Source organism: Taylorella equigenitalis ATCC 35865, assembly GCF_000276685.1.
GTDB classification, from domain to species: Bacteria; Pseudomonadota; Gammaproteobacteria; order Burkholderiales; family Burkholderiaceae_B; genus Taylorella; species Taylorella equigenitalis.
This window is the reverse complement of sequence record NC_018108.1, coordinates 180,173-204,788: the sequence shown is the minus strand read 5'-3', so window position 1 is coordinate 204,788 and position 24,616 is coordinate 180,173. Positions and strand designations below refer to the sequence as shown.

Below are 24,616 nucleotides of genomic sequence, written 5' to 3'. Positions count from 1 at the left end.
AACAATATCCTGTATTTTACAATATGAAAGATGTGTTTTTTTCAAGGGCAATTTCAGTTTTAGAGCAGCTGGAATTTTATCTACCACGTGTTCCAAAGCCTGTGGATTGGTCAGCATCGGCTTATCGTTTACGAACGGTTCAAAACAAGTTTTATTTAGAATCTTTAAAAAATATTGATTTAGTAAAACCTGAAAGCCTACACAATATAAAACAGCAATTCGATGCCATAAATCAAAACACCTTAGCATTTCTAAATGGAAAACCTTCTAATAACGTGCTTTTAACAGGTGCTCGAGGCACTGGCAAAAGTTCTCTTGTTAAGTGCATGCTCGAAATGTATGCAGATAAAGGATTAAGATTAGTAGAAATTGATAAAGCAGATCTTATGCATCTGTCCGACTTAGTTGACATGCTTCGCGAGCGGTCAGAAAAGTTCATTATTTTTTGTGATGATTTATCTTTTGATGAGGGCGATGTAAGCTATAAGGAATTAAAGTCTCTTCTTGATGGGTCCATCGCACGTAGAAGTTCTAATGTTCTAATATACGCAACATCTAATCGCCGACATTTGATGCCTGAGTATTTCTCAGAAAATGAAATTCATGCTAGTGAAGCTATAGAAGAAAAAATCTCCCTCTCGGATAGATTTGGATTGTGGATTTCTTTTTATCAGTTTTCACAAAATGAATATCTTGAAGTCGTGGATAATGGCTTGATATCTATGGGCTGGCCTGCAGATCGCATAGCCGAAGCACATATAGAAGCATTGCAATGGGCAACCCAGCGCGGATCTAGATCTGGGCGCATTGCCATGCACTTTGTTCGTTATTGGGTGGCAATGCATGAGTGAAGAAAAACCTTTTTTTGATGTATCGGCTTGCGTATTGGTCGATTCAGAGGGACGATTTTTAATGGCTCAACGCCCTGAGGGCAAGTCTTGGAGCGGTTGGTGGGAGTTTCCAGGCGGTAAGATTGAGGAAGGTGAAACTCCCAAAGATGCGACAATCCGCGAACTTCGTGAAGAACTGGGTGTTGATCTTGACCCCGAGAGCACCTATCCATGGGTGACTTTGAGCTATGAGTATCCTAAGACAGAAGTTCTATTGCATTTTTTCAGATGTTATAAGTGGACTGGCAAGTTGTGCAGTCTTGAGAATCAAGCGTTTGAATGGTTTACAGAGATGCCGACGGACCGAGATTTATTGCCAGCTTCAGTGGAACCTATCGAATGGCTAGGTTTAGGAAATGTCTATCTTATAAGTAACTTTTTCGAAGATGCTTTGGAGATCAATTCAAACATAAAACCTGAAGAGACTATATTTTGGGGGCGTTTGGTAAAGGCTATTGATGCGGGCGTGAAACTTTTCCAGTTTCGAGAACCAAAAGCTTCTCGTATATTGAAAAATGAGGACCTTAAAAAATATTTTGATGCGATGCTGGAATATTGCCACCTGCATGGTACAAAAGTTCTTGTAAATAGTTGTCATCCTAAGACTTGGGCAGCACAGGCGGATGGGATTCACTTGCGATCTGCGGATGCCTTGATTATGGATATAGAAGATGCACCCGAAAAGGGATTGCTTGCGGTATCATGTCACAATATGGCTGACCTACTCTATGCCCATGAATTAGGTGCGGATTTTGTTGTGCTTGGGCACGTGCTTGAAACCGCTTCTCACCCTAATTCTGAGCCTCTTGGATGGAAAAAGTTTGAGGAATGTGCTTGCGAAAGTGCTATACCAGTTTTTGCTATAGGTGGTCAAAGCAAAGAGACTTTGATTGAAGCCTTTAAGCATGGAGCTCAAGGTATTGCGATACTTAGAGGTGGAATTATTGAATAGGCTAAGTGAAGTATCCATACATTTTTTGTAGGCAACTATTGAAGTAATTGAAGGCTTTTACTTACCCTTCAACCGCATCCACATCCTTTGTTATCCAAGCATTACCAGGGATAACCGCATTTTTACCGATAGTGATACGCCCTAAAACTGTCGCACCCGCATAAATTACTACATTATCCTCCACAATAGGATGTCGCAATAATCCCTTTTTAAGAGACCCATCAAGGTCAGCCGGAAAGCTTTTTGCCCCCAAAGTCACCGCCTGATAAATCCGTACATTTTGCCCGATAATACAAGTTTCCCCAATCACAACGCCAGTGCCGTGATCAATAAAACAACCGCCTGCAATTTGAGCTCCAGGATGAATATCAATACCCGTATTAGAATGAGAAATCTCAGAAATTATGCGTGCCATAAGCGTCAATCCTAGACGGTACAACTCATGTGCAATCCTATGATAGATCATGGCATGAATGCCTGGATAGCACATCAAAATCTCGTCATAGCTTTTAGCAGCAGGATCTCCTCGATACGCAGATGTGACATCCTGCTCAACCAAACCATGTATGGTTGGCAATGCCTCAGCAAATTCCTCCATCGCTTCTTCTGCCCTTTTTTTGCAGTTTTCGGAGGAATCATCACCACATCCAAGAAGTCCAAATTCTAAGGCGGCTTGGTCGATAAAAACTTTAATTACATTATTAATCGTGTATGAGACAAAATTATCCACATTGGAAAACTGCAAATCTGCTGGTCCAAGTGTTAACGGAAACAATGCAGATACCAGTTTTTTTGTATAGTCCCCAATTACAGTTCTAGATGGTCGACGTACACCACGAATTACATGATAGTCCTTTTGATTTTCCTGCCACGAGAGACGAGACTCTTTTAACTTTTCAAAAATATCATCATTTTTCATTTGATTAAACGTGGCACAGGGCCATCTTGAATTGAATTGGTTTTTTAATAAAGGATTGCTGAAAGTCCTTATCGATATTAAAAAAACGTATCATAACTACGTATTTATTACCCGACATTTCTGGATAAATTCGATCTCCCGTAGGAACCCATACACGCACCATTTGATAGATGCGTCCTCCCACGGATTTCTCAAAAATTCCGCTAGTTCCAGTTACTTCTTCTGTCGGCTCAGCAGCTTCGCGCAAAACCATAAGTGACATGGCAATAGCATCGTAAAGCGGCATAAATGGGTCAACTAGACTACGCATAACTTGAAGTCGCTCCGATTCACTTCCATTCATCCAAGCGTTGTACGATGGGCTATCCATAGGTGAAGTCGCCCCTGGCGTTACAAATCGATTTCGCAATGACATAAGCCATTCCGATTCTCGCATATGACCACCCAATTTACTAACAGCTGTGAGTTTTTTGGAAACTCGATTTAATTTATTAAGCGTGTCATCAAGCAAGTCTTTTTGAACATCTGGATGGGTTCTAAGGGCTTCAAGATTAATTTTTTGTTTTTCGATTTCCTGTATAACCCAATTACGACAATCCCCGCGCTCACACACATCCAAAATTTCGAACAATATCGAGAATGCTACGTGCTGATACATAGCCTCTGGAAGCCTAGAAAACTCAAACAGTTGCTTAAATAGATACTCTAACCGTATCATATAACGTGTGCGCTCGTTAAATGGATGCTCGTATAAAATCAAAATCAGTCCCTCAACGTGGTGTGATTTTCATGTAACCTCATAAGCTCAAGATGCACTTGATCCACCTGCAATCGCAACCCCTCTAGGGTGGTATCAGAACCATTATCTATAACGAAATCGGCATGCTTAAGCCGTTCATCACGACTAGCTTGGCTATGAATAATTTCTAATATTTTAGCCCTATTAAAATTATTGCGTTTCTGAACTCTTGCTATCTGTGTATCAATATCACAATCAACAGCACAAATTACATCAAGCTCGCTTCGATAAAATTCATAGGACTCAATTAGAAGTGGAATATCTGCAATTACATAGGGGGCAATGCCACTGATTACAGCCTCAGAAACCTGCTCTAAAATTGTTGATCTTATAAGTGGATGAAGAATGCCCTCTAATCTGGTTTTGGCCTTTGGGTCGGAGAAAATTAATTCACGCATTTTGGTTCTATCCATAGCCAAAGTATCATCGATATAATCCGATCCAAATTCAGCACGAATGGCTTCAATAGCAACACCATTAGAGGCTGTTATCAATCGGGAAACCTTATCCGCATCTACTACAGGTATCCCCTTTTCCTCAAAAAATTTAGCCACTGTAGATTTACCAGATCCGATACCGCCAGTAAGCCCTACTTTTAAAATCTTCATAAACTTATGTATGCACTAAGACAAATGCACGGTGCAAAGGGAATCAGTTTTTTATTCATAAAAATTCTAACTACCATACCGAACCCAATACCAAGCACACAAGACAGAACAATCATATTAAGCCATTCTAACGTATTGAAATGTAGTTTTAGTGCGAGAAGCAATAATATGTCACCTGTTCCAAACCAAGAAAAACTCCAAAATTTAATAATTAAAATCATCAGACAAAAAACGCTTAGCAGCTCGAGGATATCGGGACTTACTTTATATAGACTTAATAACACCAGACCAAATACACACCTTAATGACACCAAATTTAGACGTAGATCAAGTGCACTTAAGAGTAAAAATATATAGGATATGGCAATGTAATAAAAACCATCACTCCTAATAGCAAATAATGCGGACCCAATCAAAATCAAATAATTAGTTGTTATTGGGTCCAGATAAAACGCTTCGAATGGCAATATCAATTCTCTTAATTCATATCTACGAAAATAATTAGCAAATAGTCGTGCATATGAAAATCGTATCGATGAAAATAGAACTAAAAAAATTAAGACTGACAATACATATTCATGCATCTGTGTATCCGTGTAGTCGACACATCAAATCAATTAAGTTTTTAGAATTAGTCTTCTTAATTATTCTTGACCTGTGCACCTCCACAGTTCGAGGCGAGCATTCTAGCCTTTTTGCCACCTCCTTTGTGGTGTGGGCATACATAAAAAGATTAAGCACTTCATTTTCACGTGGTGTTAGAATCTCCAAATCCCAATTTTTCTGCATATGATTCATATTTATCTCCTAAATGAAGGGATTTTTTCAAAAAGCATTGCCACCCGCAATTGGACAAAAATATCCTTGATTTTTTTATCCATATTGATTTTTGCATTTGATATAATTTCTCTTTTAAGCGTTCGAGATAGTTATGGCTAAGAGCTTTGAATCTGAAACTACTCTTTTTCTTCAGCAACTCAAAAAAGACGATCCGCAATTAGAAGCGAGACAGAAAGCTGGACGTGCTCGTTGGTGGGTGCGTAAAACTGACCCTCGTCAGCAGGAAGAGTTTGAGGAAGCTCGCATACCACAAAAGCCTTATCAGTACTATTCCATAAAATAAAACCCCATGGCTGAATTTCAGGCCGAGCTGGATAATTTAATTAATCCAGAGGTTGATACAACCACCGATGTCGTCGACTCGCAGGCCTTCGCTAAGCTTTATGGAGAGCCATTATTCCAGATACCGAGTGATTTATATATTCCACCTGATGCCCTAGAGGTATTTCTAGAGGCGTTTGAGGGACCACTCGATCTTCTTCTATATCTAATCCGTAAGCAAAATTTCAATGTTCTCGATATTCCTATGGCTGAGGTTACAGAGCAATATATGCAGTATGTGGAGCAAATACATAATCACAACTTAGAACTTGCTGGAGAGTATTTGCTTATGGCGGCCATGCTTATTGAAATAAAGTCACGGATGTTATTGCCAGTAAAAAAAGCGGACAATGCGGATGAAGTGATTGAGGATCCGCGGGCTGAGCTAATTCGTCGATTGCTCGAGTATGAAAAAATAAAAATTGCATCGCTGAAGTTGGATGCATTGCCACAATTAGGTAGAGATTTTTATGTGGCTTCGGCCGACCCTTCTTTAAATAGAATGCGACCCCTGCCCGATGTAAATGCAGAGGATTTGCGACTTGCATGGCTTGATATTTTAAAGCGTGCCAGTTTAAACAAAAAGCACCATATTCGCCGAGAACAGCTATCTGTGCGAGAACACATGAGCCATATACTTCGCAGACTGTCGAATACTGAATATATGGATTTTAGAGAATTGTTTATGGAGCGAGTGGATCAGGGGGACCCTCCTGCGGTTATTGTCGTTCATTTTATGGCAATGTTGGAGCTTTGCCGTGAGCTTTTAATTGAAATAACACAGACTGAGCCCTACGCACCTATTTATCTCAAATTAAGTTACACACCCGTTGTGTCAAATGAGGAAAATTAATGAAAGTTGTACACACTATTGAAGAATTACGCGAACAGCTTCGCGGTCAGACACGAACAGCATATGTTCCAACTATGGGCAATCTGCACGAGGGGCATTTGTCGTTGATGCGACTTGCTGCTCAAAAAGGCGACCCCGTGGTTGCGAGCATATTTGTGAATCCGTTGCAGTTTGGGCCAAATGAGGACTATGGGAGTTATCCGAGAACATTGGCAGAGGATATTGCGAAGTTGGAGGAGCGACGTGATGTTTATGTTTTATTTGCTCCATCTGAAGAGGAGCTGTATCCTGAGCCTCAGAATTTTCGTGTGCAAACTCCTGATCTAGGGCATATTCTCGAGGGAGAGTTTAGACCTGGATTTTTTGAGGGCGTGTGTACTGTAGTTTTAAAGCTCTTTTCATGCGTAGGGCCACAGGTAGCTGTTTTTGGGAAGAAAGACTACCAGCAACTGATGATTGTGAGGGCAATGTGCAAACAGTTCGCATTGCCAGTTCAAATATATGCACACGAAACTGTGCGAGAAGCCTCTGGTCTGGCTTTATCTTCTCGTAACCGCTATTTAACTGAGACTCAGAAGGCAAAAGCCCCAAAACTTTACAAAGAGTTGTTTGGTCTTAAAGAAAAAATCTTATCTGGCAGTAGGGACTTTGCTTCTATTGAAGCGGATGCTATGGAGCGCTTAAATTCCGATGGGTGGCAAATAGATTATTTCACAATTCGTAAACAAAGCGATTTGCATGAACCTTCAATGGACGAAATTAATGCTGGAGTGCCATTAGTAGCTCTGACAGCAGCGAAAATCGATGGTCAAACGAGATTAATAGATAACATCGAAATTGAAGGTTATTAAGAGCTTACTATTTTGAGGTGATTTTGAGGGAGATTATGAGGGTTTATTGAGGGGCCTTTTAAGCCCCTTCAATTAAATCAGGATAGTGTTTTTTGATAGTGCTTCTGATTAGACCGAATAAATGATCAACGGAGATGTAATCGACTCCTGACATAAAAAGATTTTCGAATTCTTCATCTCTATTCGCATCATAAGTTTGTTCAAAATCATTCAGTTCTTTTAAGAGTGCTTTTAAAGTATTTTTGCTTACATCGGTAACATAATAATCAATAGCACCTTCTAATGAATCAGTGTGGCAGATTAAATCGAAGTCCTCATTCAGATATCCATATATCAAAAGGTCTAATTCATTAAATTGAGGCATTAAATTTATATTCCAACAAATGAAGTTAATATGAAGTAAGGTTTCCCATTGTATTTTATTGGCTTTAATACAACTGTAAATTTATTTGATCCAATAATTTCAAATGAAATTGGCTTCATTAAAAATCCAACTTTATAACTAACTACATGGTGAATAATTAAGTTTTTTTTAATTCCAGATCTTATCCAATTTTCAATTAACAATTTATTTTTTTCATAGCATCAGTTATTGCTCTTTCAGCTATATTCAAGTTGTAAAACGTGCTCACATGAGATTTAATTCTTGGATCATTTTTTAGTCTATCTAACAAATACTCTTTAGATTTACCTACGTGTTTTGAAATTGTATGTCCTCCAAGTTCAGAACCAACCCTTGCCTCATGTTCTATTAACTTAAAGTAGCATTATTAGTAATAGCCAAAAGTTGAGCTGGAGTAAGCACAATTTTTAAACCTTAACTTTCCTGCATAATTTAAAATTTTTAAAAAAATATTGCTGTGAGCGTAATATCAAAAAATTATATTATTATGAAGTAATTTTTTATTTAACAAATTCAATTAAATCAGGATAGTGTTTTTTGATTGAGTTTCTGATTAGACCGAATAAATGATCAACGGAGATGTAATCGACCTCAGGGTTAATTATCTCATCAAAATGTTGTTCTCTATCGTACGGAAATTCAATATCAAATTTTTCTAATTCTTTTAAAAGAGCAATTAAAACTTCAGTTTCAACGTTTTTAACATAATAATCAATAGCTTCCTCAAGAGTATCGCAATTACAAATAAGATACATGTCCTGATTGAGATATCCACCCATTAACTGAAAAATTTCTTCGAATTCTCTAGCCATCAAGGTTCTCTATCTCTAAATCAGACACAAAGACCTAAACAAATCTACAAAATCTGCTTTAAGAATGCCTGTCCGCGCTCGGTCTTAGGATTAGTGAAAAACTCTTGAGGTTTAGCCTGCTCGACTATAGCACCCTGATCCATAAACACCACACGATCCGCAACTTGCTGAGCAAATCCCATCTCATGAGTAACGACCAACATGGTCATGCCCTCATTTTCCGCAAGAGATACCATCACTTCTAAAACCTCTTTCACCATTTCGGGATCGAGTGCTGAAGTGGGCTCATCGAAAAGCATAATTTTAGGTGCCATGCATAAGCTTCTTGCAATAGCTACGCGTTGCTGTTGTCCTCCAGATAATTGACCAGGATATTTATTTGCCTGATCTGCTATTTTTACGCGCTCGAGATATTGCATTGCCACTTCACGGGCTTCTTTTTTGCATTTTTTTAAAACCCATATCGGACCTAATGTCAGATTCTCAAGAACAGTCAGATGTGGAAATAAATTAAACTGCTGAAAAACCATGCCTACATTTTGTCGTATCTCGCGCAAGTGTTTTAAGTTATGGTCAACACGAACCCCATCAACTATGATTTCCCCTTCCTGTGCAAATTCCAATGCATTGATACAGCGAATTAGTGTAGATTTACCGCTTCCTGAAGGACCGCATATTACAATCCTCTCGCCCGTCTCAACTTCAAAATTTATATTATTAAGAACTTGAAACTCCCCATACCATTTATTGAGATTGCTGATTTTTATAATTGGTTCTTTTGACATGCAAACTCCATTAATGACGATGACCTGTACGAAGTCGTGCTTCAATATATCTTGAGTATTTAGACATCGCAAAACAGAAAATAAAATATATAAATGCTAAGAAGACATAGGCTTCAAGACCCAATCCCGACCACTGCGGATCTGACAATGCAACCTTAGCTGACAGTGTTAAATCATATATCCCAATAATTACGACTAGAGAAGTATCCTTAAAAATAGAAATAAAAATACTAACTAGGGGAGGAATCACAACAGTAAGTGCTTGTGGAAGTATGATTAATCTCATGTACTGCCAATATGAAAGACCTAGAGATTTAGCCCCCTCATATTGCCCTTTTGGAATCGATTGCAATCCACCGCGCACAACTTCTGCTATATAGGCCGACATATAAATGATAACGGCAAGTTGTGCACGCAAAAGTTTATTGAACGTAACTCCCTCAGGAAAGAAAAGCGGGACCATCACGGAAGCCATAAATAGCAAGCTCACAAAAGGGACACCACGAACAAGCTCGATATAAGAAGTGCTAAGAGCACGTATCAATGGCATATGCGAACGACGACCGAGTGCAAGGATTATCCCTAATGGGGTAGCAAACATAATCCCAAAAATAGACAACATAAGGGTGATTGGAAGTCCGCCCCAACGTGCCGTCTCGACATGGCTTAGCCCAAAAACGCCACCGTACATTAATATGCCACAAATAGTTAAAACTACGAGCCATACAAAAATAAGCGATCGGTTCCAAGCCCGTGGCAATGCACTGTAAATCAACACTGCGATTAATAGAAGAGTCACAACAAATGGGCGCCACTGCTCAAAGTACGGATAAAGTCCAAACAAAATCATGCGATATTTATGACGGACAAATGACCAGCAAGCACCTGCAGAATCACGACAATCGGCTGCTTTTGTGGCATCGAAATTTGCATCGATAAATAGCCAATCCACTAAAAGTGGTATTGAAAAAATCAAGAACCACAGAATCAAAACAGTCGCAATAATGTGAGCGGGAGAGGCAAATAAATTTTTACGTAGCCAGTACCAAGGACCTGAATGTGAAGTCATAGCAAGTGACATACTATCTCTCCACGATAACCATGCGACGGTTTAACCAAGCCATAAATTGTGCAATACACAAGCTTACAGTTAGGTAAGCCATCATAATTACGAAAATAGCCTCGATAGCCTGCCCAGTCTGCGTAAGCATGGTATTTGATATGGATACGATATCTGGATATCCGATAGCCACCGCAAGAGAGCTGTTTTTCATAAGATTCATGTATGTATTAGACATAGATGGAATCATGACTCTTATGGCTTGAGGCATAACTACAAGCTGTAAAGTGCGCATTTTGGACAGACCTAAAGACTCGCCCGCTTCCCACTGACCTTTACCTACTGATTGGATACCAGAACGTACAATCTCGGCTACAAATGCGGACGTATAAAGCACTAGGCCAATTAAAAGAGCAGACATTTCGGGTGTAAATAATGAACCCCCACGGAAATTAAATCCCTTAAGCTCAGGAACAGATAACCCAATTTGAGAATTAAAAATCAATCCAACTAAAATCGGTAAACCAATAATCATTAATGTATTAGTCCAGAATACTGGGCTACACTTTCCTGATTTAGCATGTTTAAGCTTACATCTATAGCTATTTAAAATTGAAAGTACTAAAGCTGCCACAAGTGCAATCCAAATATAAATAACACCGTCCCCCTCCAATTTAGGGAACATAATCCCACGATTCGAAAGATACACACCCTCAACAGGATTTAAAGCTTGTCTAGGACCTGGCAATATTTCTGTAAGTAACGAATACCAGAAAAACAAATGAATTAGAAGAGGAATATTTCTCATGACTTCTACATAGACTAATGAAAGCTTACTTACTAGCCAGTTATGTGAAAGCCGTCCAATACCCACTAACGTACCCAAAATAGTGCAACCGATAATACCTAAAAACGATACAAACAACGTGTTCAGAAAACCGACAGCAAGAGCCCTTAGATAGGTGTCAGTAAGTTTGTATTCAATGAGACTTTCACTTATGGCAAAGCCAGCTTCCTTATCTATGAAAGCAAAACCAGTCTGAATATTTCTTGAATGTAAGTTATCCAGTAAATTGCTAATCAAAAACCAAATACCAGCAACAACCAAAGCCAGTACTAGAATCTGATAAACAATAGCTCTAAACCGCTCATCATCCCACGAGAAGCGAAATTTTCTCATACATTTAATTACTTTTAAAAAAAGCAATATACCATTAAATGTATACTAAATTCTATTTGTATATTCCCTAAAAAAATTATGATTACGTTTCAGCACGTCTTTAAGTTCTACGGAAAAAACCCCAATATTCTTGCTGATATTAATTTTCAGATTGAGGATGGAGAATTTGTTTTTATATCTGGTCCTTCTGGAGCAGGCAAATCGACACTTCTTAAATTAATTGCTGGATTGGAATCACCATCTCGAGGAACTATAACTGTAAACGACCAAAAATTTAGTGAACTAAATTCTAGGGGTCAGCCATATGTTAGACGTGCTATCGGAATAATCCTGCAAGACACTCATCTTTTATATGACCGAAATGCATTTGAAAATGTTATGTTGCCTCTTGCGGTTATGGGCGTAAGTCGCGAAAAGGCTGGTGCTAGAGCTAGAGCAGCCTTAGAAAAAGTTGGATTAGGAAACAAAGAAAAAGTAAACCCTATTGAATTATCTGGTGGTGAGCAGCAAAGGCTAGCCATTGCAAGGGCGATTGTAAATCGCCCTAAGGTGCTTATAGCTGACGAACCAACTGCTAATCTGGACAAAAACACAGCACGTAAAATCTTAGATGTATTTCAGGACTTTAATCGTGTAGGTGTTACTACCTTGATATCCTCACACGATACTGATCTTTTAAGCAATTATGCTAATCGCACTTTCATAATTGAACCTGGTAGGTTTACTGACTTAGGAGGGCGTTCATGAAGTCCTGGATAAGACATTACGGTTATGCCCTAAATACTGCATTTCGCAGGCTTGCACAGATGCCTGCTTCGAGCATCTTAAATATAATTGTTATCGCATTTGTGCTCTCAATTCCTATAGTTTTAAGCTCCATAGTAACCACTTTGGAGCCAGCTACTAAAAGGGTTTCAGTCAATCCAGTGATTACTGTATTTATGAAGGATTCTATAAGTCTTGAGGATACTAAAGCTTTTGATCAGAAACTTAAAAATCAATATGCAGATTCCATAGCAAGTACAGAAGTAGTTTCTAAAGAGGAGGCATATTCTTCATTAAGGCAAGAACCTGAGTGGGCTGATTCATTAAAAACTTTGGATCAAAATCCATTGCCACATAGTATTATTGTTACCTTAAAAGATTCGGTTTCAAGTGAACAAGCCAAAAGCATTGCTGAAGCTGTAAATCGAGAGGATGCCGTCGACCTTTTACAATTTGATAGTGATTGGATTAAGAAACTTCAAAGCCTTTTGAATTTTCTGAGAGCACTACTTGGAATTTTGGCTCTAGGTGTAATTATTGTTGTAGTATCTACAGTCTTCAACACAATTAGAATGCAAGCCCTAGTCCAAAGAGACGAGATAGCTGTAGCTCGACTTGTGGGTGCTACGGAGAGCTTTGTACGACGTCCTTTTAGGATGTTCGGAGCTATTACAGGATTTTTTGCTAGTTTACTTGCAATTGTGTTTGCAAAGATTGCACTTGTCAGTCTAAACGGTGCTCTTGGAGAATTTGCTAGCACTTACGGTTTAGCATATTCACTTGAACTACCTAATGTGTTTTATCTAGTGATTAGTATTTTGGTTGTTATGTTTGTGGCTTCACTGTCAGCAGCTTGGTCTGTGACACGTACCACGAAATTCTAATTGTTCTGAGCAGGTGGGGTGTATTTTGAGATACTCATCATCAACCCCATCGCAATCCCCAGAGTCATAAGGGCAGTCCCACCGTAACTCATAAATGGTAGGGGCACACCAACAATCGGCAGTATGCCCATAACCATGCCCATATTTACAAACACATAAAAGAACAAAATCATGGTCAATGAACCAGCCAATAAAGTACTGAAATGTGTTTGAGCATTTAGTGTAATCATGAAGCATCTTGCTATTAGCAATGTGTACATTACGAGCAAAAATACGCTACCAAAAAGTCCAAATTCTTCTGCGTATACCGCAAAAATAAAATCTGTCGACTGCTCTGGTATAAAGTCTAAATGTGTTTGAGTGCCCTTCATATACCCCTTACCGTAAAGACCTCCAGAACCTATTGCAATCATCCCTTGAATCGTATGAAAGCCTTTTCCAAGTGAATCGGACATGGGATCGAGCAATGTACACACACGGGTTTTTTGGTAGTCATGAAGGATAACCCAATCAAAATCTGGACGACACAAGGTATCCTCATAATAAATTATTAACCCAATACCAACAGCCAAAATTAAGGCAATTGGAATGATTAATTTAAATGACAGACCTGCAAAATAAATAACGAAAAATCCAGATGCAAAAACCAATAATGCGGTTCCTAAATCTGGTTGCTTAATAATCAAAAGAAAAGGAATTAAAAGCAGTACACCAGCGATAAAATAATCGACTATATTTAGATCATTTTTGCGTTTATCAAAGTACCAAGCCAACATCAAAGGAACAGCAATTTTCATAATTTCGGAAGGCTGAATCCTAGCCACACCGATGTTAAGCCAGCGCGTTGCCCCCTTGCTGGTTTCTCCAACTAACAAAACACCTAAAAGTAGCAAGCATCCGATAACGTAAATAGGAATCACGAATTTCATTATGGTTGGCGGTGTCCATAACGACACAAACCACATTACGATAAGAGAAATAACAAAATTCTTACTTTGAGCGATAAACCGACCCTCAGCCCCTCCAACTGCTGAATGCATAACAAAAAGACCGACCACCGCAAAAAGAACAAGAATAATCATTAGTGGCCAATCAATTGATTTGATAGAGCGATAAATTAAATTCGCAATCAGGTTGGCAAAGTTATTTACATACTTATTCATCGGGATACCTGCTTGCGTTAATTTCTCTTAGAATTTCAGGGCGAGTCTCCTGCGATTCATCTTCAGGATTTGAAATTGGCTTTTCAGGGACTACCGTATCTGGAGAGGACTCGCTTTCGGATTCAATATTATCCTCAGCATTTGGTCCTGCTGTTACGATAACCTTTGGATGAAGCGACTCTTCGTATTCCTTTTGACGTTCGGGAGTAAGCCAGTAATCAAATACCTGTTTGGCAATAGGTGCCGCCACAGCAGAGCCCCACCCTCCATTTTCAACTATCAAAGCGAGTGCAATTTTAGGATTTTCTGCGGGTGCGTAACCTATATAAAGTGCATGATCGTGAAGACGTTTTTTTAAATGTCTTGCATTGTATCGAGACCCACGAAGATTAAAAACTTGAGCTGTACCTGTCTTACCTGCAGATGCATAATTTGCACCTGCAAATATTTTTCTTGCGGTACCCGATCTCGTAACCTGTACCATTGCCCTTTTAATTACATCCAGATGCTTTTGCTTAAGTGGGATTATGTACTCGGGTTCCTTTACGACGGGCGTAACCGAACCATCCAATGGATTTTCTAACAGATTAACTAAATGCGGTCGCATGTAGACACCATTAGCCGCTAATACGGATGTCGCTTGAGCAAGCTGCATAATCGTAAATGAGTTGTACCCCTGCCCCACAGCTACGGAGATTGTTTCACCCACAAGCCATGACTTTTTCTTTGGATCTTTGAATGCCTTGGACTTCCATGCTTTGGATGGCAATATCCCTCTCTTTTCCCCTACAAGGTCAATTCCTGTCTGTTTTCCAAATCCAAACTGTATTGAAAAATCATGCAAACGATCCACACCCAACTCAGGTCCCAAACTAAAAAAGAATGTATCCGATGAAACAACAATGGCCTTGTGCATATCAATGCTTCCGTAGACCGCACCACCTGCATTTCTAAATTTCTGCTTTCCATACTCAAAATAGCCTGGGTCATAAACTCGTTTTTCAGGACCTCTAACCCCTAACTCCATAGCTGCCAATCCAACAAAAGGCTTATAAGTAGATCCTATTGGAAATGTCCCTGATATGGGTCTATTTAAAAGAGGAGAATTCTCATCATCTGAAAGCCTTCTCCAGTCATCGACATCGATGCCGTCCACAAATAAATTTGGGTCATATGATGGTGATGAGACATAAGCAAGTACCTGACCTGTCCTCGGGTCGATGGCAACTAAAGCACCTCTTTCAGCAACACCATTTTTAACAAACAACCCCTCTGCAAGTTTTTGCAATCCCAAATCGATTGATAGTCTTAGGTTATAACCAGGTTCAGGATCCGTACTTCTAAGAACACGGACAGGTCTACCAGAGGCAGAAACTTCAACTTCCTGCCACCCAGTTTTTCCGTGAAGCTGAGTCTCATAACTAAGCTCGATACCCTTTTTTCCAATTAAATCAGAGCCTCGGTAATTACCCTCTAACCCCTTTTCTTCCAGTTTTTCCTGATCTTTTTGAGAGATGCGACCCACATAACCGATTAGGTGAGCAGCAGATATACCTTGAGGATACTCTCGCACCCACCTGGCCTTAACACTTACTTTTGGAAATCTATAAGAGTTCGCAGCAAAAAGTGCAGCTTCTTTGTCGGTAATATTTCTGCGTAAAGGGATAGATGAATAGCGACTCGATCCTGCGACCCTTTGCTTAAACCTCTTAATATCAAGAGGTGTAATATCGATTATTGTTTTTAGTTCATCTATAACCTCATCAATATTTTGAATTTCTTGAGGTACTAATTCAATTGTGTAATCTCTATAACTTCTCGCAAGGACCTCTCCATTTCTATCGACCACGTCTCCGCGTTTTGGAGGTATAGGCAAAAGTGTGATGCGGTTGCGTTCTGCTCTTTCTGAAAATCCTTGATATCTCTCAACCTGCAGGAAATAAAGGCGATATACGAGCAAAGAAAAGCAGCCAAGTACAAAAAGCATTGCCACAAAAACACGCACAAGCAGTTTTTTGCGATTTAACCCTTTTTTTTGACCGAACGCAAGCATATCATCCCTGCTCGTAATGAACAGTTCCGAAGAACTTAAATATGATATCGACGACAATCCATAAGGCTGAAGTAATAAGCCCTGAAATCAACCATGACCAACCACCCCAGTACCCATGCAACCAGGATTCAAATAGGTGTGATGGCAATGAAGCAAATATAAAAATAGGCAACACTACTATAAACTGCACTAATACAGAGTATTGCATGGTCCGCTGACGCATAAGTGCAATCCCAGCCAATACCAATATATAGTTAAGGGAATGCGATCCTAAAAGCGTGGTGTCAAAAACATCCATAAGTAAACCAACAATTATCGCAACCACAAAGCCCATACCAGGAACATTATGAGCAAACCAGTAAGCTATCACTAATATAAGTAGATCTGGAGAGCCCTCCCATGTACGCCATGGCAATAATGAAAACAACCATGCAAAAAACAAACTGCCCCACACAAATAAAAACGAAGGGCGGAAAGTATCTAAATTATCTCCGATAGGATGTATTTTATTTTTAGGGCTATTCATCATCGCCCTCATCTTTATCTATAGTGCCTTCTGTTTTAAGCACTAGGAAATGTTTATTTCTGTTTGGTTTAGCTTGAGGATCTACCAATCCAATGACAAATCCTTGGGCTGAGCTTTGATCTATGCGACCGACTTTTCCGATAGCTAAGCCTGAAGGATAAATATCGCCTATACCAGAGGTTACGATCTCATCGCCAACTTGTACATCTGCACCTGGTGATAGATAACGTAATTCAAGTGGATTACCAACTCCTGCTCCGTAAACAACGACTCTTAGACCATTTCTAACAAGAATTGCAGGTATTTGAATTGATTCATCCGTAATTAAAAGTGTCTCAGATGTTTTATACGATACACGTTGAATTTGGCCAACTAAACCTCCCTCACCTATGACAGGCATGCCGGGCTTTATGCCCTCTCTTTCACCCTTATTAAGAACAATATTTCCGCGAACTGGATTATTAGGAATATAGAGAATTTCAACTGCAAGCGATTTTACAGGGACGTTTTCTTTAAGTTCTAAAAGCCTTCTAAGCTGGGAGTTTTCCGCTGAAAGCTGAATAGCCTGCGTTTCTACCTGAGCAAGTTCTATAGATTTATTCTGAGACTCTTGAACACTAGATTGTGCAACGTCTACTGCATTAAACCAACGATAGATTTTATCAACTAAGTTTTTAGGCCAGATGGCAATTCGGTATGTTGGGTCAATGACGGCAGAAAGCGTATGACGAACAGGCGTAAGCCACTTCGTCCTAGAGTCAATAATCATGACTGACACGCAGAAAATGATCATTAAGAGAACTGTAGAACTAGAAAGATTTCCGTCCTTAAATAAACGCCAAGATTTCTCTTGTGCCATGCCGACCCCAATTCATATACAAATATTATTCTTGTATAAATACAGGTCCAAGACTCTCTAAATGTTCAAGGGCTTCACCACAACCTCGCACTACGCATGTTAATGGGTCCTCAGCTACCATAACTGGAAGTCCAGTTTCCTCTTGAAGTAAACGGTCAAGATCGCGAAGAAGAGCACCACCACCAGTTAAAGCAATACCTTTTTCTGTAATGTCAGCTCCAAGCTCAGGAGGTGTGTGTTCAAGTGCAATTTTTACGGCAGATACGATTTGATTTAATGGATCGTTAAGCGACTCAAGTATTTCATTTGAATTCACTGTGAAACTGCGAGGCACGCCTTCGGATAAATTACGACCCTTAACTTCAATTTCACGCACTTCGGCTCCTGGAAATGCAGCCCCTATCTGCTTTTTAATAATTTCGGCTGTCTGATCACCGATAAGCATGCCGTGATGACGACGTACATAATTAACGATGGCATCGTCAAATTTATCGCCCCCAACACGAACTGAACCTTTGTATACCATACCGCCAAGCGAAATAACGGCAACCTCAGTGGTACCACCACCAATATCAACTACCATAGAGCCACTTGGGTCAGATACATTTAACCCTGCACCTATAGCAGCAGCCATAGGCTCCTCAATCAGATAAACCTGACTAGCTCCCGCACCGATAGCGGCTTCACGTATAGCACGCCTTTCTACTTGGGTTGAACCACAAGGTACACAAATAATAATCCTAGGGCTAGGTGAAAAGAACCCCCTAGGATTCACGATCTTAATAAATTGCTTAATCATCTGTTCAGTCACAGAAAAATCAGCAATTACGCCATCCTTCATAGGACGAATAGCCTCAATATTACCTGGTACACGACCAAGCATCTGCTTTGCAGCCAATCCTACAGCTTGAATTACCTTTCTACCATTTCCCCCGTCATGACGTATAGCTACCACCGAAGGTTCATCAAGAACAATTCCTTTTCCGCGGACGAAAATAAGAGTATTAGCGGTACCAAGGTCGATGGCCATATCTGTGGCAAAATAGTTTCTAAGAAATCCGAACATATTATTTAAAGAATTTGGATAACGAATAATTTATAATTAGTTCAATTTTAGGATTTTACCATTATTGATTATTAATTTTCTGATATGTCTATCGAATCTTCTGATATTACTCGCATTGCCAGATTGGCTCGCCTAGATCTTGATTCTGAGGCTCAAAATCAACTTAAAGTTGAGCTTAATAAGATGTTCAGTTTGATAGAGACACTTCAATCGGTAGAAACTGAGGGTGTTGAGCCCTTATCTCACCCACTATCCCTAAATCAATCCATAACTCTTAGACTTAGAGAAGATGAGATTACTGAAACTGCTAGTATTGAGCAGCGCGAAAAGCTTATGGCTAATGCGAGTGCTAAATCTAACGGTCTTTTTTTAGTTCCTAAAGTAATTGAGTAAGTTTGAATAGTTTGCTTATTGCTTATTGCTTACTTCTGTCTTAACTGTATTACCTGTCTTAGATGTTTTAGCTGTATTAAAATAGTCTAAACAAATTTCTTAACTAAATTTTCATGCAATTAAAATCAATTCATTCAGTGCGTAAAGCACTGGATAACAAGGAAGTTAGTGCTTTAGAGCTTGCTAAGCTATGCCTCGAAAAAGCTGAAAAACTTTCACATCTAAACGCATTTCTTCATATAGATCACGACTTAACTCTCGCACAGGCGAAGGTTGCGGATGAACTTATTGCCAAAGGTAACCATTCGATTTTGACTGGGATTCCAATCGCACATAAGGATGTTTTTGTGACTAAGGGTTGGCGAACTACTGCTTCTAGTAAGATGCTCTCAAACTATGTAAGCCCATTCGATGCTACGGTTGTAGAGCACCTGCTTTCAGCTGGAGCAGTAAATATTGGAAAACTTAATTGCGATGAATTTGCTATGGGCTCGGGCAATAAAAACTCTGCTTTCGGCCCTTGCAAAAACCCATGGGACATAAATGCCGTTCCAGGCGGTTCTTCTGGTGGCTCTGCAGCTGCCGTAGCCGCGGGAATAGTATGTGCCACTACGGGCACTGACACTGGCGGTTCTGTACGTCAACCTTCTGCACTTTGTGGGGTATCGGGCATTAAGCCAACTTACGGTTCTGTTTCGCGTTACGGTATGATTGCGTTCGCTTCTAGTCTCGATCAGGCTGGTCCGATTGCTCATACATGCGAAGATTTAGTAGAAATGTTAGATGTGATGTCTGGGTTTGATCCTAAGGACTCAACTTCATTAGAGGTTTGCGGGGTCTCTAAAAACGCTCAAGGTCGCGTAAAATCAGACTTTCAAGCCAGTCTATCTAAATTTAATTCAAATAAAGAAAAGCCTTTAAGCGGTGTTCGCATAGGTGTTCCAAAAGAATACTTTGCTGAGGGTTTGTCTGATGAAGTTAAAGCTGCTACTGAGGCTGCTATCGAAAAATTTGTTGAATTAGGAGCTAGGCGGGTTGAGGTGTCATTGCCACGTACAAAATATGCGATTCCTGCTTATTATGTAATTGCTCCCGCAGAGGCATCAAGTAATCTGTCGCGCTATGATGGTGTTCGATATGGTCACAGAAGCTCTAACTATCAGGGTATTGAGCAGATGATGTCACGTTCGCGTTCTGAAGGGTTTGGTCCTGAAGTACAAAGACGAATTATGGTCGGTACTTATGTGTTGTCACATGGATATTATGATGCCTACTATTTGCAAGCTCAAAGAGTGCGCAGGTTGCTTGCACAAGACTTCGATCGTGTACTTAAAGAAGAGTGTGATTTTATAGTTGGTCCTGTTACGCCGACAGTTGCGAAAAACATTGGCGAAAATTCAGATGATGTGACTGCTGATTGGTTAGCTGATATTTATACGCTCGGTGTTAGTTTAGCTGGTTTGCCTGGGATGTCCATTCCGTGCGGGTTTGGTGGCACTGAGGGTCGTCGCCCAATTGGACTGCAGATAGTCGGCAAGCATTTTGATGAGGGGGCATTGTTGGCACTTGGTCATGTGTATCAGCTTCACACTGATTGGCATTTGAAAGAGTTGGAGGTTGCATAATGGAATGGGAAATTGTTATCGGTTTAGAAACCCACGCACAACTTTCGACTAAATCTAAAATTTTTTCTGGCAGTAGTACGGCATTTGGGGCCGAGCCAAATACGCAAGCAAATGCAGTTGATATGGCCTTGCCTGGGACATTGCCAGTTATGAATTATGGAGCGGTCGAGCGGGCGATAGCCTTTGGTATAGCCGTCGACGCGAAGATTGCCCCTATTTCTATTTTTGCTCGCAAGCACTATTTCTACCCTGACCTTCCTAAAAATTATCAAACATCGCAATATGAAGATCCTACTGTTGTGGGCGGAAAGGTTAGATTTTTTGTTGATGAGACTGAGCATACCGTCAATTTGACACGTGCACATTTAGAAGAGGATGCGGGCAAATCACTACACGAAGATTTTGAAGGACCATTGGGCGAGAAGTCCTCAGGTATAGACTTAAATCGCACTGGCACACCTTTACTTGAAATCGTTACTGAGCCTGAGATACGTTCAGCTGCTGAAGCTGTGGCATATGCACGTGCCTTGCATAGTTTGGTCGTTTGGCTTGGCGTTTGCGATGGCAATATGCAAGAAGGCTCATTCCGCTGCGACGTAAATATTTCAGTACGTCCTAAGGGGTCAACTGAATTTGGTACACGAACAGAAATTAAAAATTTAAATTCATTTAAATTCATGGAAAAAGCCATTCAGTATGAAGCTCGAAGACAAATTGAACTTATAGAAGATGGCGGTAAGGTAATACAGGAAACTCGACTTTACGATGATATTAAGGATGAGACTAGAAGCATGCGCACAAAAGAAGATGCCCATGATTACAGGTACTTTCCGTGTCCCGATCTTCCGCCTCTACATATCGATGATGCATGGATTCAGAAGGTTCGCACCCAAATGCCAGAACTTCCACAAGCCAGAAGAGATAGATATAGCAAGGATTATGGTCTATCGGATTATCATTGTGCACAACTTACTCAAACACGTGAGATGGCCGATTATTTTGAAAAGCTTTTGGCTCTAGCAGGTGTTCAGAATGCACAACTAGTTGCTAACTGGATTATGGGTGATATTTCTGCAAGTTTAAATCGCGACGAGTTAAGTTTTAATCAAAGCCCAATCTCAATTGAACATATGGCATCTTTGATTAAAAGAATTGAAGATAAAACCATATCAAGCAAAATCGCAAAAGATGTCTTCCAATCTATGTGGTCTGGCGAAAATGGGGGCGACCCTGATGCCATAATAGAAGCCAAAGGATTAAAACAGATAAATGATAGCAGTGCTATTGGGGCTATGATTGATGAAGTTTTAGCGGAAAATGCGGAAATTGTTGCGGAATACAAAGCAGGAAAACAAAAAGCCTTCAATTCTTTAGTAGGTAAAGTTATGAAGGTAGCCAAAGGCAAAGCGAATCCAGCTCAAGTTAATGAAGTTCTACTAGAAAAACTAAAATGATGGGCAAACATAGAGTCTGGCAGTTCACTAAAATGCACGGCATCGGAAATGACTTTGTCGTTCTTGACGGTGTGAGTAATTTTATAAATGTCGACTCTGAAATTATTCGTGCAATTGCCCACAGACAATTTGGAATAGGTGCAGATCAAGTTTTGTTAGTGGAAAACCCAACCCACCCCGAAGCCGACTTCAAATATCGCATATTTAATTCTGACGGATCCGAAGTTGAAAATTGTGGCAATGGTGCCCGTTGCTTTGTCCAGTTTATACATGATAAACATCTATCTGGACGTAATCCAATTAAAGCTGAAATTGCAACTGGAACTATAGAGCTTTATAGAAACGAAGACAAAACTGTAACCGTGGATATGGGTTGCCCTACATTTAAAGCCTCAGATGTAGGGTTTGATAGCGAAGGTATAAGTTTTAAAAATGAAAACCAGGCTCAAGTGTGGGCATTGCCACTATCAAATGGAAGCGTGATAGAAATTTCTCTTGTAAGCATGGCAAATCCTCATGCAGTCCAGATTGTTCCTGATGTGTATACTGCTCCAGTTAGCTCTCAAGGTCCTCTAATCGAATCACACCCATACTTCGCAAACCGCATAAATGCTGGTTTTATGCAAATCATCTCTGAAAACGAAATTAATCTTAGAGTTTATGAAAGAGGTGCTGGAGAGACTTTTGCCTGTGGGACTGGAGCTTGTGCGGCCGTTGTCTCGGGTATCCGACGAGGTCTTTTAAAAAGTCCAGTTAAAGTTAATATGCGTGGTGGCTCTATTGAAATAAGCTACGATGGCGAAGCTGTTATTATGAGAGGTCCTGCGACTACTGTGTTTGAAGGAGTTATTGATATCGATAAACTCCTATCAGATGTTCCTATAGAGGTATTGAAAAATGAATGAACAAAAAGCTCACGAAATAGCTAATTTTCTATCTGAAAATCCTGAGTTTTTTATTGAGTATGAGGATATTTTTATTTCCATGAAAGTACCCAATCCTCACGGAACTGGGACGATATCACTACTTGAAAAGCAAATTGATACGCTTAGGACTCGCAATAAAATTCTTGAAGATGGTTTAGAGGTTTTAGCAACCGTCGCAGATGACAATAAGTTGATTAACGACAGTATTTTGGAGTGGTGCGTGCAGCTTGTTGCAGAAAAAAATCCACATCAATTGCCACTTGTGATTCATACTGGATTGCAAAAAGTTTTTCCAGAACTAAATGTTGAATTAAAACTTTGGGATATTATTAACGATAATCATCCTTATAGCTATAAAAACGAAGAAGTTCAAAACTGGGCTCAGGGTCTCGAAAAGCCATACTTAGGTAGTCTCGTTCTTGATAGCGTTAAAGAATGGTGGTCTGCAGAGTCAGGAAGTTATGCATTGATACCACTACGACTTGAAGATAAAGTAGTAGGCATATTAGGATTTTCTCATCGCAGTGTTTCTCATTTTAGCGATGAGATGGGTACTACATTTTTACAGATGATTCACGATTTGGTTGTAGCAGCTCTATCCCGCTTCAATCAAGATGAAGACGAAGAATTTCCTGAATTAACTCCAGTTTAGATATGTCCAAATACGTTGAGCAGTGGCTACAGAGTTTAGTGACGGAGAAAAACTCATCACCTCATACAGTCGCTGCTTATAAACGTGACCTACAACATCTTATTGACATTTTTCCCGAAAAAGACCTTAGCAAATTAAATAATATGGATGTGAGACAGGCCATTGCCACCTTGCATTCACGAGATTTTAATCCTAGATCGCTAACTCGAATTTTATCCAGTTGGAGAAATTTTTATAAATGGTATTCTTTGAAATACGAGTTAGATATCAATCCAACTTTAGGGATAAAGGCTCCTAAAGTTGCACGTCCATTGCCAAAGGCATTGACTGCAGATGAAGCAAAGCTGTTGCTAGATGTTGGCCTACAAACGGACGACAATTCCGCTGTACACGCCCGTGATCAAGCTATGTTTGAACTTTTGTATTCAAGTGGTTTGCGACTTTCGGAACTTGTGAATTTGGACATTGAGTATCATAAAAGCCAAGATCATGTATCTAAGGGGTGGTTGGATATTAATAATCATGAATTAACGGTGATTGGTAAGGGCAATAAACCTAGAATCGTGCCTTTGGGTGAAAAAGCCGAAGAGGCTATATTGCATTGGCTTAACCGAAGAATTGAGCTAGAAGGACCCAAAACATCAGCATCCGATAAGTGTGCCTTATTTTTAGGGGCTCAGGGTAAACGCATCTCAACTCGTGTTGTACAACTTCAGCTTAAAAAACTAGCCTTAAAAACAAATATCCCATCAAACATACACCCTCACGTACTTAGACATAGTTTTGCAAGCCATATCCTGCAATCATCTCAAGACTTGCGTGCAGTGCAGGATTTGCTAGGTCACTCAAAAATTTCTACCACTCAACTTTATACGCGTTTAGATTTTCAACACCTATCTGAAGCCTACGACAAAGCACACCCAAGGGCGAAAAAAAAACCTCGAAATTAATCGAGGTTTTCGTGCTACTAAGCAAAG

General features: G+C 39.9%; 28 protein-coding genes and 1 pseudogene. 13 read left to right on the top strand and 16 right to left on the bottom strand.

Features of this window, described 5'->3' with window-relative positions; all coding sequences use genetic code 11:
- The first annotated feature begins 23 nt into the window (after positions 1–23).
- Together KUI_RS01010 and KUI_RS01005 are read left to right on the top strand one after the other, a co-directional pair.
- Positions 24–851 (top strand): ATP-binding protein, encoded by an 828-nt coding sequence (locus KUI_RS01010; RefSeq protein ID WP_013521976.1) that lies wholly within the window; start codon positions 24–26, stop codon positions 849–851.
- The gene (locus KUI_RS01005; RefSeq protein ID WP_013521975.1) at positions 844–1,842 is read left to right on the top strand and encodes a Nudix family hydrolase; all 999 of its coding nucleotides are present in this window, start codon (positions 844–846) and stop codon (positions 1,840–1,842) included. The genes KUI_RS01010 and KUI_RS01005 overlap by 8 nt, the downstream gene beginning before the upstream one ends.
- A 61-nt stretch (positions 1,843–1,903) precedes the next feature.
- On the opposite strand, the gene epsC is transcribed toward KUI_RS01005, so the two are convergent.
- The 5 genes from epsC to KUI_RS00980 are packed head-to-tail and all read right to left on the bottom strand — an operon-like array spanning position 1,904 to position 4,966.
- Positions 1,904–2,761, bottom strand: coding sequence for a serine O-acetyltransferase EpsC (gene epsC / locus KUI_RS01000; protein WP_013521974.1), 858 nt, complete (start codon positions 2,759–2,761; stop codon positions 1,904–1,906).
- A 4-nt stretch (positions 2,762–2,765) separates the two neighbouring features.
- Positions 2,766–3,521 carry a cell division protein ZapD gene (gene zapD / locus KUI_RS00995; RefSeq protein WP_081447339.1) on the bottom strand — a complete coding sequence of 252 codons (756 nt, stop codon included), beginning with the start codon at positions 3,519–3,521 and terminating at the stop codon, positions 2,766–2,768.
- 2 nt (positions 3,522–3,523) lie between these two features.
- Positions 3,524–4,168, bottom strand: a complete 645-nt coding sequence (gene coaE, locus KUI_RS00990) for a dephospho-CoA kinase (RefSeq protein WP_013521972.1) — start codon at positions 4,166–4,168, stop codon at positions 3,524–3,526.
- Positions 4,165–4,752, bottom strand: coding sequence for a hypothetical protein (locus KUI_RS00985; protein WP_013521971.1), 588 nt, complete (start codon positions 4,750–4,752; stop codon positions 4,165–4,167). Before KUI_RS00985 ends, coaE begins: the two co-directional genes overlap by 4 nt.
- Complete coding sequence (locus KUI_RS00980) at positions 4,745–4,966, bottom strand: LuxR C-terminal-related transcriptional regulator (protein WP_044953907.1); 222 nt, start codon at positions 4,964–4,966, stop codon at positions 4,745–4,747. The genes KUI_RS00985 and KUI_RS00980 overlap by 8 nt, the downstream gene beginning before the upstream one ends.
- Before the next feature lie 133 nt (positions 4,967–5,099).
- Here KUI_RS00980 and KUI_RS00975 point away from each other — a divergent pair, with 133 nt between their 5' ends.
- Genes KUI_RS00975 through panC form a run of 3 tightly spaced genes read left to right on the top strand, consistent with a single transcriptional unit; the run spans position 5,100 to position 7,033 of the window.
- The gene (locus KUI_RS00975; protein WP_013521969.1) at positions 5,100–5,291 is read left to right on the top strand and encodes a DUF3460 family protein; all 192 of its coding nucleotides are present in this window, start codon (positions 5,100–5,102) and stop codon (positions 5,289–5,291) included.
- A gap of 6 nt (positions 5,292–5,297) precedes the next feature.
- Positions 5,298–6,182 (top strand): segregation and condensation protein A, encoded by an 885-nt coding sequence (locus tag KUI_RS00970; protein WP_013521968.1) that lies wholly within the window; start codon positions 5,298–5,300, stop codon positions 6,180–6,182.
- Positions 6,182–7,033, top strand: coding sequence for a pantoate--beta-alanine ligase (gene panC / locus KUI_RS00965; protein ID WP_013521967.1), 852 nt, complete (start codon positions 6,182–6,184; stop codon positions 7,031–7,033). The genes KUI_RS00970 and panC overlap by 1 nt, the downstream gene beginning before the upstream one ends.
- Before the next feature lie 58 nt (positions 7,034–7,091).
- Here the strand turns inward: panC and KUI_RS00960 are convergent, their stop codons facing one another.
- The 6 genes and pseudogenes from KUI_RS00960 to KUI_RS00940 form a co-directional block, all read right to left on the bottom strand.
- Positions 7,092–7,397 carry a contact-dependent growth inhibition system immunity protein gene (locus KUI_RS00960; protein ID WP_013521966.1) on the bottom strand — a complete coding sequence of 102 codons (306 nt, stop codon included), beginning with the start codon at positions 7,395–7,397 and terminating at the stop codon, positions 7,092–7,094.
- Between the two features lie 5 nt (positions 7,398–7,402).
- A pseudogene (locus KUI_RS08650) lies at positions 7,403–7,740 on the bottom strand (RNase A-like domain-containing protein).
- Positions 7,741–7,936: 196 nt separating this feature from the next.
- The gene (locus KUI_RS00955) at positions 7,937–8,248 is read right to left on the bottom strand and encodes a contact-dependent growth inhibition system immunity protein (RefSeq protein WP_013521964.1); all 312 of its coding nucleotides are present in this window, start codon (positions 8,246–8,248) and stop codon (positions 7,937–7,939) included.
- A 44-nt stretch (positions 8,249–8,292) separates the two neighbouring features.
- The gene (locus KUI_RS00950; RefSeq protein ID WP_013521963.1) at positions 8,293–9,033 is read right to left on the bottom strand and encodes an amino acid ABC transporter ATP-binding protein; all 741 of its coding nucleotides are present in this window, start codon (positions 9,031–9,033) and stop codon (positions 8,293–8,295) included.
- Positions 9,034–9,043: 10 nt separating this feature from the next.
- Entirely contained in the window at positions 9,044–10,114 is a 1,071-nt protein-coding gene (locus KUI_RS00945) for an amino acid ABC transporter permease (protein ID WP_013521962.1), read from the bottom strand.
- A 1-nt stretch (position 10,115) separates the two neighbouring features.
- The gene (locus KUI_RS00940; protein ID WP_013521961.1) at positions 10,116–11,273 is read right to left on the bottom strand and encodes an amino acid ABC transporter permease; all 1,158 of its coding nucleotides are present in this window, start codon (positions 11,271–11,273) and stop codon (positions 10,116–10,118) included.
- Positions 11,274–11,351: 78 nt separating this feature from the next.
- On the opposite strand from KUI_RS00940, the gene KUI_RS00935 reads away from it, so the two are divergent.
- Both KUI_RS00935 and KUI_RS00930 read left to right on the top strand, forming a co-directional pair.
- Complete coding sequence (locus tag KUI_RS00935; RefSeq protein WP_013521960.1) at positions 11,352–12,020, top strand: cell division ATP-binding protein FtsE; 669 nt, start codon at positions 11,352–11,354, stop codon at positions 12,018–12,020.
- Complete coding sequence (locus KUI_RS00930; RefSeq protein WP_014840088.1) at positions 12,017–12,922, top strand: cell division protein FtsX; 906 nt, start codon at positions 12,017–12,019, stop codon at positions 12,920–12,922. Before KUI_RS00935 ends, KUI_RS00930 begins: the two co-directional genes overlap by 4 nt.
- On the opposite strand, the gene rodA is transcribed toward KUI_RS00930, so the two are convergent.
- From rodA to KUI_RS00905, 5 genes are read right to left on the bottom strand one after another with little or no spacing between them, the layout of a single operon-like run.
- Positions 12,919–14,085: a rod shape-determining protein RodA gene (rodA, locus tag KUI_RS00925; RefSeq protein ID WP_014840087.1), complete on the bottom strand. Its 1,167-nt coding sequence runs from the start codon at positions 14,083–14,085 to the stop codon at positions 12,919–12,921. The genes KUI_RS00930 and rodA overlap by 4 nt on opposite strands.
- Positions 14,078–16,138: a penicillin-binding protein 2 gene (mrdA, locus tag KUI_RS00920; protein WP_014840086.1), complete on the bottom strand. Its 2,061-nt coding sequence runs from the start codon at positions 16,136–16,138 to the stop codon at positions 14,078–14,080. The genes rodA and mrdA overlap by 8 nt, the downstream gene beginning before the upstream one ends.
- A gap of 1 nt (position 16,139) precedes the next feature.
- Complete coding sequence (gene mreD / locus KUI_RS00915) at positions 16,140–16,667, bottom strand: rod shape-determining protein MreD (protein ID WP_225971998.1); 528 nt, start codon at positions 16,665–16,667, stop codon at positions 16,140–16,142.
- Positions 16,657–17,523 carry a rod shape-determining protein MreC gene (mreC, locus tag KUI_RS00910; protein ID WP_013521955.1) on the bottom strand — a complete coding sequence of 289 codons (867 nt, stop codon included), beginning with the start codon at positions 17,521–17,523 and terminating at the stop codon, positions 16,657–16,659. Before mreC ends, mreD begins: the two co-directional genes overlap by 11 nt.
- 25 nt (positions 17,524–17,548) lie before the next feature.
- Entirely contained in the window at positions 17,549–18,589 is a 1,041-nt protein-coding gene (locus KUI_RS00905) for a rod shape-determining protein (RefSeq protein WP_013521954.1), read from the bottom strand.
- A gap of 84 nt (positions 18,590–18,673) precedes the next feature.
- Between KUI_RS00905 and gatC the strand changes: the two genes are divergently transcribed.
- From gatC to xerC, 6 genes are all read left to right on the top strand, one after another.
- On the top strand, positions 18,674–18,982 hold the full coding sequence (gatC, locus tag KUI_RS00900) for an Asp-tRNA(Asn)/Glu-tRNA(Gln) amidotransferase subunit GatC (protein ID WP_013521953.1): 309 nt from the start codon (positions 18,674–18,676) through the stop codon (positions 18,980–18,982).
- A 113-nt stretch (positions 18,983–19,095) separates the two neighbouring features.
- Entirely contained in the window at positions 19,096–20,607 is a 1,512-nt protein-coding gene (gene gatA, locus KUI_RS00895; RefSeq protein ID WP_013521952.1) for an Asp-tRNA(Asn)/Glu-tRNA(Gln) amidotransferase subunit GatA, read from the top strand.
- Complete coding sequence (gatB, locus tag KUI_RS00890) at positions 20,607–22,061, top strand: Asp-tRNA(Asn)/Glu-tRNA(Gln) amidotransferase subunit GatB (protein ID WP_013521951.1); 1,455 nt, start codon at positions 20,607–20,609, stop codon at positions 22,059–22,061. The genes gatA and gatB overlap by 1 nt, the downstream gene beginning before the upstream one ends.
- Entirely contained in the window at positions 22,058–22,966 is a 909-nt protein-coding gene (dapF, locus tag KUI_RS00885; RefSeq protein ID WP_014840085.1) for a diaminopimelate epimerase, read from the top strand. Before gatB ends, dapF begins: the two co-directional genes overlap by 4 nt.
- Positions 22,959–23,639, top strand: a complete 681-nt coding sequence (locus KUI_RS00880) for a DUF484 family protein (RefSeq protein ID WP_014840084.1) — start codon at positions 22,959–22,961, stop codon at positions 23,637–23,639. Before dapF ends, KUI_RS00880 begins: the two co-directional genes overlap by 8 nt.
- 2 nt (positions 23,640–23,641) lie before the next feature.
- Positions 23,642–24,589 (top strand): tyrosine recombinase XerC, encoded by a 948-nt coding sequence (gene xerC / locus KUI_RS00875; protein ID WP_014840083.1) that lies wholly within the window; start codon positions 23,642–23,644, stop codon positions 24,587–24,589.
- The last annotated feature ends 27 nt before the right edge of the window (positions 24,590–24,616 follow it).

Bases quoted from the DNA above. Each gene is read 5' to 3' on its own strand.
- KUI_RS00955 (WP_013521964.1), bottom strand. From the start codon at position 8,248: ATGGCTAGAGAATTCGAAGAAATTTTTCAGTTAATGGGTGGATATCTC.
- mreD (WP_225971998.1), bottom strand. From the start codon at position 16,667: ATGATGAATAGCCCTAAAAATAAAATACATCCTATCGGAGATAATTTA.
- KUI_RS00905 (WP_013521954.1), bottom strand. From the start codon at position 18,589: ATGTTCGGATTTCTTAGAAACTATTTTGCCACAGATATGGCCATCGAC.
- gatC (WP_013521953.1), top strand. From the start codon at position 18,674: ATGTCTATCGAATCTTCTGATATTACTCGCATTGCCAGATTGGCTCGC.
- KUI_RS00985 (WP_013521971.1), bottom strand. From the start codon at position 4,752: ATGCATGAATATGTATTGTCAGTCTTAATTTTTTTAGTTCTATTTTCA.
- KUI_RS00980 (WP_044953907.1), bottom strand. From the start codon at position 4,966: ATGAATCATATGCAGAAAAATTGGGATTTGGAGATTCTAACACCACGT.
- mrdA (WP_014840086.1), bottom strand. From the start codon at position 16,138: ATGCTTGCGTTCGGTCAAAAAAAAGGGTTAAATCGCAAAAAACTGCTT.
- panC (WP_013521967.1), top strand. From the start codon at position 6,182: ATGAAAGTTGTACACACTATTGAAGAATTACGCGAACAGCTTCGCGGT.
- coaE (WP_013521972.1), bottom strand. From the start codon at position 4,168: ATGAAGATTTTAAAAGTAGGGCTTACTGGCGGTATCGGATCTGGTAAA.
- KUI_RS00935 (WP_013521960.1), top strand. From the start codon at position 11,352: ATGATTACGTTTCAGCACGTCTTTAAGTTCTACGGAAAAAACCCCAAT.
- dapF (WP_014840085.1), top strand. From the start codon at position 22,058: ATGATGGGCAAACATAGAGTCTGGCAGTTCACTAAAATGCACGGCATC.
- epsC (WP_013521974.1), bottom strand. From the start codon at position 2,761: ATGAAAAATGATGATATTTTTGAAAAGTTAAAAGAGTCTCGTCTCTCG.
- xerC (WP_014840083.1), top strand. From the start codon at position 23,642: ATGTCCAAATACGTTGAGCAGTGGCTACAGAGTTTAGTGACGGAGAAA.
- KUI_RS00960 (WP_013521966.1), bottom strand. From the start codon at position 7,397: ATGCCTCAATTTAATGAATTAGACCTTTTGATATATGGATATCTGAAT.
- gatA (WP_013521952.1), top strand. From the start codon at position 19,096: ATGCAATTAAAATCAATTCATTCAGTGCGTAAAGCACTGGATAACAAG.
- KUI_RS00880 (WP_014840084.1), top strand. From the start codon at position 22,959: ATGAATGAACAAAAAGCTCACGAAATAGCTAATTTTCTATCTGAAAAT.
- KUI_RS00945 (WP_013521962.1), bottom strand. From the start codon at position 10,114: ATGTCACTTGCTATGACTTCACATTCAGGTCCTTGGTACTGGCTACGT.
- KUI_RS00940 (WP_013521961.1), bottom strand. From the start codon at position 11,273: ATGAGAAAATTTCGCTTCTCGTGGGATGATGAGCGGTTTAGAGCTATT.
- mreC (WP_013521955.1), bottom strand. From the start codon at position 17,523: ATGGCACAAGAGAAATCTTGGCGTTTATTTAAGGACGGAAATCTTTCT.
- KUI_RS00975 (WP_013521969.1), top strand. From the start codon at position 5,100: ATGGCTAAGAGCTTTGAATCTGAAACTACTCTTTTTCTTCAGCAACTC.
- KUI_RS00950 (WP_013521963.1), bottom strand. From the start codon at position 9,033: ATGTCAAAAGAACCAATTATAAAAATCAGCAATCTCAATAAATGGTAT.
- KUI_RS01005 (WP_013521975.1), top strand. From the start codon at position 844: ATGAGTGAAGAAAAACCTTTTTTTGATGTATCGGCTTGCGTATTGGTC.
- rodA (WP_014840087.1), bottom strand. From the start codon at position 14,085: ATGAATAAGTATGTAAATAACTTTGCCAACCTGATTGCGAATTTAATT.
- KUI_RS00930 (WP_014840088.1), top strand. From the start codon at position 12,017: ATGAAGTCCTGGATAAGACATTACGGTTATGCCCTAAATACTGCATTT.
- KUI_RS01010 (WP_013521976.1), top strand. From the start codon at position 24: ATGAAAGATGTGTTTTTTTCAAGGGCAATTTCAGTTTTAGAGCAGCTG.
- KUI_RS00970 (WP_013521968.1), top strand. From the start codon at position 5,298: ATGGCTGAATTTCAGGCCGAGCTGGATAATTTAATTAATCCAGAGGTT.
- gatB (WP_013521951.1), top strand. From the start codon at position 20,607: ATGGAATGGGAAATTGTTATCGGTTTAGAAACCCACGCACAACTTTCG.